We start from the raw sequence: 10,932 nt of genomic DNA on the forward strand, positions 1-10,932 counted from the left end.
ATATGCGGAACGGGTCGGACCTCGGTGGAAATCAATATCTTGTCGTTGCTTAAGATGTGACGTGGTCAGGTGCGGTCGGCACCACGCTTTTCGGCCACCACCTCAATCATTGCATTTAGGATGGTGCCCGCTCTATCGTCAAAGCTATGATTTTGATGAATATAGTGCGCAGCAGCCGAAGATCTGCCCGGATGTCTTCGGTGTGCTTGGCGAGCCTCCTCGATAGCCTCTCCAATCGGCTTAGCGGAAGAAAACATGGTACAAAACCGTGCGAGTTCGGACGGCAACCCCCCCACGTCATCGGTCACCACGTTGCCCCCACAAGCCAACACATCAAAGATACGGTTGGAAATAAACCCCTCTTTTCGCATGGCATCCCAGTGATCGTTCAGTATAATTTCTGCGTTTGAATAGTATCGCGGAAGGTCTACATTGTCGATTTTGATCCCTTTAATCCAACGTTCGGGTGCAATGCCGTCCCACATCTCACCGAAGATGTCGAGAGTGATGTCACCCTCAATAGCCTGTTTTACGACGGCTCTTTCCACCAGCCTGGAATTGGCAACATACAGACGGGGAAATGCGACGCTACTATCCTTCTCCCTAGGGTAAAACCGGCAAGTATCTGTGCATTGCAGCAGGGGTTCAATCTTAACAGGTCTGGAAGGATCATCATGGGGAGACCAAATGTTCGAAGCAGCAAAAATACGGTCGAATTGCAAAAGCTCGTCGGTTGAGATTTTGTCCGGATGACTGATCACCCAAATCAGGTTGACGGCATCGGCGTCAGCCGGGAACTGTGAAATACCACGCAAGACGAGATTGATGTCGTTTGGCGTTGCGTTGGCATGCCAGCAGTCTAGGAAATCTATCCGCGCGCGCAAACCCTTACGAAGGAATGCGGCAGCCAATGCGACTGCGAAGTGGTAGTCGCCCCAATGATCTTTGAGAGTACTGTTTGGGCAACCGATTTTAATGGCAATCGTTGTATCCGCGGGCAAACGCTCAGCGTAATTCCTGGCTGTCTCTCGCCCGCCCACTTCACCGGGCCGCCAGACCGCGTACCCTGTGTCAATCCATGGAGCGTAATCCGGGACATATTTGCCTACTTCAATTCCATCCTTGGAATAATGCATGACGTCGTCTGCTAGATTGGCGTTCTTCCATCTTTCGGAGAAAATTTGCCGGTTGTATTCAATGTGATCGCGGCGGCCGACTGTTTTGCTTTCATGGTGGATTATCGTGACCTCCGGTGAATAGGCAAACAAGTGTTCACCCCCTCCGAGACGCAAACATAGGTCAACATCTTCCTGACCGTTGATAAATATCGTGTCAAATCCCTCAACGGATGCAAAATCGCTCGCGCGAAATGCGACACATGCGGCCGTTAGCGCGCGGAATCGCTTTGGCTTTTGTGATGGCTCATAGTCTCCTGGCTTGCCCGCATAAATTGGATAGCCCATCGGAGTGCGATCAGAGAACACGATTCCGATGGCCTGAATTGAACCATCGGGATAGATAAGCTTGGGTTGTACGCCCTTCACGTTCGGGTCGTTCAAGGGCCGTGTCAGAGACCGCAACCACTCGGGACAGACCTCGGTATCGTTGTTAAGGAACACGACCCGCGAACCACGCGATGCGGCGAAACCAATGTTGTTACCGAGCGCAAAATTTAAGTTTGTAGCATTGTGAATCAATTTTATCGCGGTGTGTCGCGCAGCCCATTGCTCAAGGCGTCGCCTCGTTTCGGAATCGTTTCCGTTGTCAACGATGATGAGTTCGAAATCCTCTCCTGCCTCGTGCCGAAATATTGATGTTAGGCAGGTGTCTGTCAGATCTATTTGTCCGTAGACACACATTATAATCGACACCAAACGATCATTTCGCCTGGCGAGATCCCGGCGCACCGATGTCCACTGAAGCCCATGATCATCTGCAGTTGAACTCGTCGGAGTATCTCTATCAAGGTTTGTCATCACGCATCTTTCAGCCTCAACGACGTTCATGCCGCGCCGCGAGTCTTTTGCCACTACACCCACCCCATTGCACTTACTTTTTATCTGAGGGAACGTCAGCCGCCCACCTGCTTCACCCGGCACGGCACCACGACCTTATTCGCCGCCCTCGATATCGCGAACGGCCAAGTTCTCACCCGGTGCCGCGCTCGTCACCGGCACCAGGAATTCCTGGGTTTCCTCAAGCACATCGAGGCGAATGTTCGGCCTGACCTCGACGCTCACCTGGTGGCCGACAACTATGCCGCCCACAAGCATCCCAAAGTCCGCGCCTGGCTTGCCGCGCGACCGCGTTTCCATATCCATTACACGCCGACTTACGCGTCCTGGCTCAACCAGGTAGAGCGTTGGTTCGCGCTCCCCACCGAACGCCAGATCCGTCGCGCTTCTTTCGTCAGCGCCAAGCTCCTCATCTAGAAAATCAACTCCTTCGTTCAGGCCTACAACGCAAGGCGAAGCCATTTGTCTGGACCGCCACATGCGAGGCAATCCTCGAAAAGATTGAACGATTATGTAAAGCTATTTGCGGGACAGGACACTAGGCGCAACGCTCGTTGGGGAGCGTCAGCCATAAGAGTGCCAGGACCGCGTCATCGATTTTGTCCTCGTCGATCTCTATTCTGCTATGCTACCACGCGTGAGATTCTAAGTCCCGCGGCCCACCTCGGATAGATACAACGAATGCGTGTTCTGCATTTTTTCAAAACTTATTGGCCCGATACGTTCGGCGGCATCGAGCGAACGATTCACGCTCTAGCCGAAGGAAGTAGTGAACACGGCATCAAATCCAGTGTGCTATCGCTGAGCAAGGTACCGAAGGATCGTGAGTTCGGGAACCACATGGCCTACAAGGCCAAACTTGACTTCGAATTCGCATCGACAGGATTTTCTCGTGACGTATTCCGTCGCTTTCGTGATCTGAGTGCAGCCGCCGATATTGTACATTATCACTTTCCCTGGCCTTGGATGGACGTTGTGCACTCGTTTGTAGACCCTGGTAAGCCTACGCTGGTCACATATCATTCCGATGTCGTCAAACAGAAGACCCTGTTGCTGCTTTATCGACCGCTGATGAAGCACTTCCTCGAGAGCGTCGACCATATCGTAACGACATCTCCCAACTATTTGGTATCGAGTGGCATTCTCCAGCGATTCAAGTCCAAAACTAGCGTCATTCCGCTCGGTCTGGATGAGACGAGCTACCCGGCTGCGAATAACGAAGCCCTAGCCCGATGGCGTCGCGATTTGCCGCCGACATTCTTTCTGTTCGTCGGTGTGCTTCGCTATTACAAGGGTGCGCACATCCTATTGGAGGCGTCGCGGATCTCTGGCTTGCCGGTAGTCATTGTCGGCGAAGGCCCGATGGAGGTCACTCTCAAGGAGACAGCTCGTCAGCAAGCACTTAGCAACATTTTCTTTCTAGGCGCCTTACCAGATATCGATAAGGCTGCCTTACTGGAACTCTGCCTCGGCGTAGTCTTTCCGTCGCATCTACGCTCAGAAGCCTTTGGCCTAACGTTGGTGGAGTCGGCCATGTTCGGCAAGCCGATGATCTCTTGTGAGATTGGAACGGGCACGAGCTATGTCAATCTTGATGGCGAGACCGGCTTGGTTATTCCGCCTGCCAATCCCGCGGCGTTGGCGGCGGCTATGACACGGCTGGCAAACGATCCGGTTACTGCTAGTGAATATGGCTCCAAGGCAAGAGTCCGATATCTGCAGATGTTTACCGCGAAGCGAATGGTATCGGGGTATGCCGAGCTTTATCGAATGTTAGTGGAGCACAAAGATGTGGTTTTCGGCCAGCATCCCCCTTGAAAACGGCCGTCCACCCAAGACTCTGATACTGCCGCAGGATAGGCCCGCACATAGCAGCCGTCGCAGGGCGGGAGATGCAGGGCTGGCTATCGTTACATTCGCAACACCCGCGATGCGCCAGCACCCTGGGAGATCGACGCGGCAGAAGCGGAGGTCGTGCGACTGGTGTACGACAAATATACCGCGGATAGTCTGAGCATCGTCGCGATCGCCCTGCTGTTGTTTGCCGTCGCAAACATCATGCTTTGTGATCGCCAATTGCCAAGTTGACCCGACAACCTCAAATGCCGGTTGTCGAATTTTCCCTGCTTACCAGAATTCGTCACAGCATTGTCGCCAAGCCTAGAACTTCGCAAAGCGATTGAACTTTGCCGCCTCATCCAGCTCCTTGCGACGGAAATAGATCGCTCGTCCGCAGCGAATGGGATTGTGGCCCTGGACAATGATGATCTGCTCGTCCTTGCGCATCGACTGGGTGATTTCGTGCGGCATGATCAGCGGCCGGCGCTGGAAACTGATGCTTTCGGACTTGCGGCCGCCGCTATTCGATTTGCTCCAGCCGGTATCGCGCGTACGCCCCTGCACTTCGACCGTCATGTCTCCGCATTGAGCCGAGACATTGCGTGCTGTATCGAGCGCCTTGATTGCGGCGTAGGATGTGAAGGCGCAGCCTTCGATCCAGGAGGTCGCTCCATCTTTTCCGAAGTGACGTTCAAGCTGGCCGACGGATTGGTACATCAACATCAGTGTGATGCCATACTTACGCCCGCGGTCGCGCGCTTCTTCAAGAATCCGCATGTAACCTAGCAGATCGACCTCGTCGAGCATGAAGAGCGCGCGGTGGCGGAAGTCGCCGTCGGCCCGGATCATGGCATTGATCAGTGAGCCGCTGATGACCCGGCCAATGCCCGGATACGAACGCAGGATTGACGCAGGGATGTTGAGGAAGACGTCCTTTCGCCCGGAGGCGATGTCGCTCGATTTGAACACATTACTGCAGACCAGTGCGGCATAATTGTCGAGCGACAGCCATTGCGTGTCCTTGGATGCGGTCGAATATACCCCGGAGAAGGTCTGCTCCGTCATGTTGGTGAAGACGCCGAGCGTCTCGCGGATAAAAGCGGACGCGGAATTTTCCTGAATGTCGCGCAACATGGCCAGCACCGACGGTTCCGGCTCGGAAACGATAAGGCGCAGGCTACGCAGGTTGCGGCGGCCGGCGTAATCGGGCGATAGCATCACGTGCGCCAGAAGCCCAGTTAACAGATTGTGCGCCTGGTTCTGGAAATAGGAGCCAGTCGAGGTGTCGAAGCGTAGGCTTTCCGACAAAAGCATATGGGCGATCCCAACGATGTCCTCTTCCTTACGCATCGATCTCTCGATCCCATCAAGAACGTTGAAGCCCGTGACTGGATTGGTCGGGTCGAGTACCATGACTTCGCGACCGAGCGCATGGGCGCGATGTTCGAGAACCATCGGCGCGACCTCAGTTGATGGATCGAGACAGATCAGCGGCCCCTTGTAGCGCAGCGCTGTTGGAATGACATTGCTGGTTGTCTTGAAGCCGCCGGAGCCTGCGAAGAACAACATATGGGTGGAATCGAAATTCTGATTGAAGGTCATGAGTGGCGCCTTGCCACCTTGCCCCCAAGTCTCGTGATCGTTCGGATCAAAAGGCAACTTATGTACGCGATCACGGTCGACGCGGTAGCGCTCTCCGATAACGATCTCTCCGTCCGAGGGGAAGAGCTTAGCCACTTCCGGCATGGGCAGCCAATCGGCGTCGCCGAAAATGCCGGGCTTGGCGCGCTTGATCGGATCGGAAACGAGGATGGACATGCGCACGGAGATTGCCACAATACCAAATCCGAGAATGGTCCCGGCAACCGCGAAGGCGTCGAGATAAGTGAGCGCCTCGCTCCATATGACGGCCCCGTTCTCCACCCATGGAACTAGACGGGCATATTCCCGCAGGGCGTAAAAGCCTGCCACGCATGAAAAGCAATGAAGGCTCGCAAAAGCGATCGGCCGGCGGCGATGCAGCGGCAATGCCGAAACCGTCAGAAGTGAGGCGATAGGTCCGAGAAGGAGATTAGGAAGAGGACACGCTCGCAAGAACCAATAGGCGATTCTTTCTGGCATGCCGATCGCCAAATTCTGCCACTGCCATCCAGTGATACAGAGTGTCACCGCGGTCACTACGATCGGCACCAGCATGAGAAGCAAGCTCGGATGTATTCTGTTCTTCAGCGCCATCGATAGGCCTTCTCGGGCGGTAGTGTTTCCCGTTCGTGTTAAGGAATTTTTGAACACCGTCCTTCCAATCTGCTGACGATCTGCTCACTACGCCGGACCGGTTCGGGTGTCTGCGCAAATCTTCTGCTCGACGGCCGAGCAGCGCGCTGAGCATGCAACATTGCGACGGCGGTGTTGACGGAGTTGATACAGTTGGTTCGCGCCCACGCGATCAAGGCGGCGAGCAACATCAAGGGCCGCAATGGCACCAATGCAATTGCCAACCTCCAACCGATATCTCTGAACTAATGCTCCCTACGATGTGACGGCAAGTCAGGCGGTTCAAGACCTGCGGGGATCCACTCGATTGCCTCCTCGGAGATGGCCGCGAGTTCTGAGAGACTACCCTCCAGAAGCATTCGAATTCCGTAGAAAATGACGAGATCCCGGGCCGAAATGCGAACAAATAAACCTCCGTTGGTTGGCCGTATGATGACGCAACCGTCGCCAAAGTTCAGAAACCTGTCGGCTTCGTCGGTGGTTGCAGATCTGCTACCATGCCAAATTTGCGTGCACGCCCTCTCAGGAATCATATCCGTAGCGCTGATAATCGGGTCTCCTCCGTCGCATTCGAACCTTTTTGCTCGCCCATCGGAGATTATGGAAGGGCATAGTTCGGTGGCGTGTCGCCAAATCTGCTCAAGCCATATAACGGAATCGGGTAGGGCGACGTAGGCGTGGGCAATATATTTCAGCATTTCGAACCCATCTGCCTTTGCTTTGACGTTGGGGCTAATTCCCAGACCTCATTCAGAATGGTGCTGATGGAGTAGATCATGGATCTGTTCCTCCCTCGGCGAGCGCCTCGTTGATCGCACGTCCCACCCCTTCAATCTCCGGAATGCCGTGCCTAGCGGTAGGGCAGACCCGCAAGCCGGCCTTGCCCTTTGCAACCGTGGGAAAGAAGATCGCCGAGGTGTAGAAACCTTTGTTGAGAATGCGGGCCGCGGCGCGAATGGATTGTCTTTCGTCGCCGAACTCTATGGTGCGGATTGGTAGCTTTGAGCCGGCTTGCTCGCTGGCAACTATCCTATCGAAAACAGCTAACCGTTCCGCAAGCGCATCCTGGCGCAACTTGAGCTCATCAGTGCGGTGCAGCGCCTGAGACGCCATGGCAGCGCCGATTGCGGCTAAATTAAGCGACGCGGAAAAGGCGTAGGCGATCGAGAAGCGCCGGAACAATTCTTCCTGCCGAGGAGTGCCGAGCATCAGCAAGCCGCCCGATGCTCCAAAGCCTTTGCCGAGCGATGCGGCAACAATTGTACGCTCGCCAAGGGCAGCGCCAACCTGGGATCGTACAAATCCCTCCCCAGACTTCCCAAACAACGAAATCCCATGGGCATCGTCGATATAAAGAAATAGTCCGTATCGATCCTGGAGCGCCAGGAGGTCTGCGATTGGTGCGCTTCCGCCCATGGAATAGACCCCATCGCAAACATAGGCCACACGATCGTTGCGTCGGCAAATATCCTCGAGTGCGTTCAGATCATTATGAGCAATCGTTTCGACCAGTGTTTCATTGGCGACGACCGATTTGTGAAATGCCAGCGTCGCATGCGCTAATCGGTCGAAAACGACCGTCGGTCTTTTGTTCTCAGTGAGGTATCCGGAGGCGAGGAGTGGTAGGGCGCCCAAATTGGCGGCGAGAACCGTCGTGTAGGTTATGACCCGTGCCGCAAACAAATCGGAGAGCGCTTCTTCCAGTTCGCCTAATAGGCTGAAATTAAGCCTCGTTCTCGCGCACGACCAATGGAGCGCCTTGTGTCGCTGCACCGCCTCTATTGCGCCCTCGAGGATAAGCGGATGATTGTCGAGGCCCAGATAAGAGCAGCGAACGAAGTCAATAACCTGTCTCTTCTGGCGCACCGTTGGCAGCAGAACGGAGCGATCCTTATCCGGGTCCGCGTAAAGCGCCATGACTCCCTCCTGCTCGGCCGCAGCAAGATTTTGATCGGCGGAAACGATAACGCTGAGTGTATTGCGGTAGGATCGCGACACAGCTTTAGCGGTGGGCGAAGGGTGATCATCGCTCATGGGAGTATCCAAACTGTTGGTAGCGGAACAGCGACACAGCAGAAAATGGACATCTGCTGCAGCGCATCGCATCTCATTGGTGACGCGATACTATTTTATTGCCGTGGAATGGGTCTGCGAACAACGATCGTTTCGGTAATATTGCTTGAAGGTTCTGTGACGCCGATTTTTCGAAAGCGTAAGGCTTGATAAACACAGCAGGCGGAATGTCACATTGATGCTCAACGGAGTTTCTCCGTGATCTCAGTGCTTACGAAGCCCGCTCTGCATTCTGACGCTCATCGAGCGCATAACCGGTGGCCCGCACCGTGCGAATAATATCGCGACCTAACACGCGTCGCATGCTCCGCCGAAGGCGCCCGACATGAACGTCGACGGTGCGGGGCTCCACAAAGGTACCTTGCGGCCATGCAGCCTCGATGAGCGCGTCTCGGGTGAAGACGTAGCCTGGCTTTTGTAGAAAATGTTGAAGGAGGCGAAATTCGATAGGACTGAGTTGGACGTCCACGCCGTTGCACTCGACGCGCCTGCTGTCGAGTTGCATCGTAATTTCCGCATAAACAAGCGAATTGCCGGAGGTTCTTTCCGAGCTAGATCTGGCGTTGCCGTCTGGCAATAAGTCTGACAAATAAGATAGAAAACGCTCTGGGTTGAACGGGCGCATGAAAATTTCGCACCCTCCGGTCTTGAGCACTTCGAGATAAAGTTGCTGATTGCCTGCTCCCACGAAGACCGCGATCGGTAGCGCTTTGTCGGCCAGCGTTTCTCTGATTTGGCTCACAAGATCGCCGATACGGAAGGCGTCGCTGTGATAGTCTATTATTACGGCCATCAACTCATCGGATTTAACGCTAGCTAGAGTTTCCTCCGCTCCCTCCACCAGTGAAGATTCAAGCCCTCCCATATTGAGGATCTGGGCGAGCAGAAGGTAGAATTCGTAATCCGTTGAGCAAATGAGGACCAATGGCTTCATCGATGATAACCTTTTCGATCAGTGGGCGGTAGCGCGCGGACGATGAGCGAGTTCGAGACTCTGCGCCCCTCAGATTTTTTGATGCAACAAAAATATCCGAGATCAATTGCGATTCTGCATTCCACTGGCAAAAATCGCTATCATCTATCTGTCATAAATTCGTATTGCACGTAAAGAGGGAAAATGATATGTATTTTATCACAATTTTGTTGCATCAAAAAGGAGGCTCTTTAGGGCGAGTTCAGTCGGCTTGCTCAGGATACGCGCTCGGTGGATCTTGAAATGAAATAGGAAGTGGCCAGGGATCACACGACATATGCGGCATCCGCGGTCGTGACTCACTTGTGAGAACAAAGTCCGGCCAAACTTTCGTCCCGTGCCGGACGTTCACGGGAGAGCTTCCTATGATTTTCGTGGATACATCAAAATATAGTCAGACGTCCTCCTCGGATGAGGACCTCTCTATTTGGTCTGGCAGGGATATGGCAGCGGCGGCCCGGGTCGCAAAGGCAGCATATGGTTCCGATGCCACGCTCGCTGTGGCTTGGTGCGCCTTAGGCGCGAAGGTGGATGGACGCGCTACCGACGCCCATTTCTGGTTCGAGGTTTTTTGCTTGCTGCGTGCCGGTGAAATGCCGGCCACGGGCTTTTGGAGTGGCGCGGACTCTATCAACTCGGATGGAAAACCGCATTAGTCTGGGTTTCCGTGGTCATAACCGGTGGGGCAAAACCAATATATCTTGATAATTTTCGGTAACGCCCCACCGCGCGGGTATCAGCCGACGCTAAGCGACCAGATTGATGATAACGGGAGTTTCCGAGTATGGCTGAGCTTGTGTGATGGTGATCCGGCAAGTGCCGACTGCCCGGAGAAAGAGGGCGACATGGCCGCCCGCGGTTAGGAAGCCCAGCCGCCGATTGCGCATAGCGCTCAGAACTTTTTCCGCAGCTTTTCGATGTGCTCCTCACAAATCGCTTTTACCAGTTGCTGCAGCGCGTCCGTACGTTCGCCAAGCCAGACCAGCGCTTCTTCGGTGATCTTGAAATGCTCGGAATAGCGGGCTTTCACGTAGGCCTGGTTGATGATGTTGAACCAGGCAGTATAGCGTTGCCGATCTTGTGGCCAGATCTCTGCAAGCCGCTGATCGCGACCTTCGGCGAGCGTCCTCAAATGGTTGAGGTTGTGCGAGGCTGGGCTATAGCTGGTCAGTGTCAATAACAACGTGGAGTAGGTGCGCTCGATGGCTTGGTGAAGTAGGAACGCACCTTCTTTGAGCATGCCGCCGTCAATTGCCATTCTCGAGAGTTGGAGAAAATTCGACGCACCCGGGGCCCAGTTTTCAAAATGCTCCCGAGAGGCGCGATATTCGTCGGCTGGACTGAGCGGCTTTGGCTCGGCAAGTTCCTCGTCGTCGAGTTCGTAAAGAACGATGCCGTCGCGACGGATTTCGCTGAAGAAGTAATTGCCGAGCTTCAGTGCTGTGTTGACCTCGCGAAGCGAATGCACGGCAAGGCTCACCGGCGGCTTGACGATGCGGGGAAAACGGTCGGCCGCCTTGCGCCAGTATGAACCAAAGTCGGTCAGCTTGCGATTATTGACGATCACCAGCAGATCGTAGTCGGACTTATAGCCTTTGCCGGTATGCTCTTCATCGACCCAGTCCCCACGAGGTAGAATAGGCGACTAGCGCCGTGCTGCCTCACGGCAGTCGGTTTCTAGTCGCCTTTCACCGAACCGGACGTGCATCTTTCGTTATGCATCCAGCTCTCCAGAAGACGTGGCAAAGTCAGGCAAGT

The 10,932-nt window shown here is 54.5% G+C and carries 5 protein-coding genes and 2 pseudogenes; 2 read left to right on the top strand and 5 right to left on the bottom strand.

Annotated features, from left to right (window positions below):
* Positions 1-65: 65 nt before the first annotated feature.
* Positions 66-2,030 (bottom strand): glycosyltransferase, encoded by a 1,965-nt coding sequence (locus tag HGP16_RS32715; RefSeq protein WP_168844090.1) that lies wholly within the window; start codon positions 2,028-2,030, stop codon positions 66-68.
* A gap of 57 nt (positions 2,031-2,087) precedes the next feature.
* On the opposite strand from HGP16_RS32715, the pseudogene HGP16_RS32720 reads away from it, so the two are divergent.
* Positions 2,088-2,557 (top strand): annotated as a pseudogene (locus HGP16_RS32720) (IS630 family transposase); the annotation flags it as partial.
* Between the two features lie 139 nt (positions 2,558-2,696).
* Positions 2,697-3,833, top strand: coding sequence for a glycosyltransferase (locus tag HGP16_RS32725; RefSeq protein ID WP_168844091.1), 1,137 nt, complete (start codon positions 2,697-2,699; stop codon positions 3,831-3,833).
* Between the two features lie 342 nt (positions 3,834-4,175).
* On the opposite strand, the gene traG is transcribed toward HGP16_RS32725, so the two are convergent.
* The 4 genes and pseudogenes from traG to HGP16_RS32745 all read right to left on the bottom strand — a co-directional run.
* A complete protein-coding gene (gene traG, locus HGP16_RS32730) occupies positions 4,176-6,089 on the bottom strand; it encodes a Ti-type conjugative transfer system protein TraG (protein ID WP_168844092.1) in 1,914 nt (637 codons plus the stop codon).
* 813 nt (positions 6,090-6,902) lie between these two features.
* Positions 6,903-8,162: an aminotransferase class I/II-fold pyridoxal phosphate-dependent enzyme gene (locus tag HGP16_RS32735; RefSeq protein WP_168844093.1), complete on the bottom strand. Its 1,260-nt coding sequence runs from the start codon at positions 8,160-8,162 to the stop codon at positions 6,903-6,905.
* Between the two features lie 250 nt (positions 8,163-8,412).
* The gene (locus HGP16_RS32740) at positions 8,413-9,135 is read right to left on the bottom strand and encodes a winged-helix domain-containing protein (protein WP_168844094.1); all 723 of its coding nucleotides are present in this window, start codon (positions 9,133-9,135) and stop codon (positions 8,413-8,415) included.
* Between the two features lie 931 nt (positions 9,136-10,066).
* Positions 10,067-10,804, bottom strand: a pseudogene (locus tag HGP16_RS32745) (HEPN domain-containing protein); the annotation flags it as partial.
* Positions 10,805-10,932 lie beyond the last annotated feature (128 nt).

The sequence above is a fragment of the Rhizobium sp. P40RR-XXII genome (assembly GCF_012641405.1).
Taxonomy (GTDB): Bacteria; Pseudomonadota; Alphaproteobacteria; order Rhizobiales; family Rhizobiaceae; genus Rhizobium.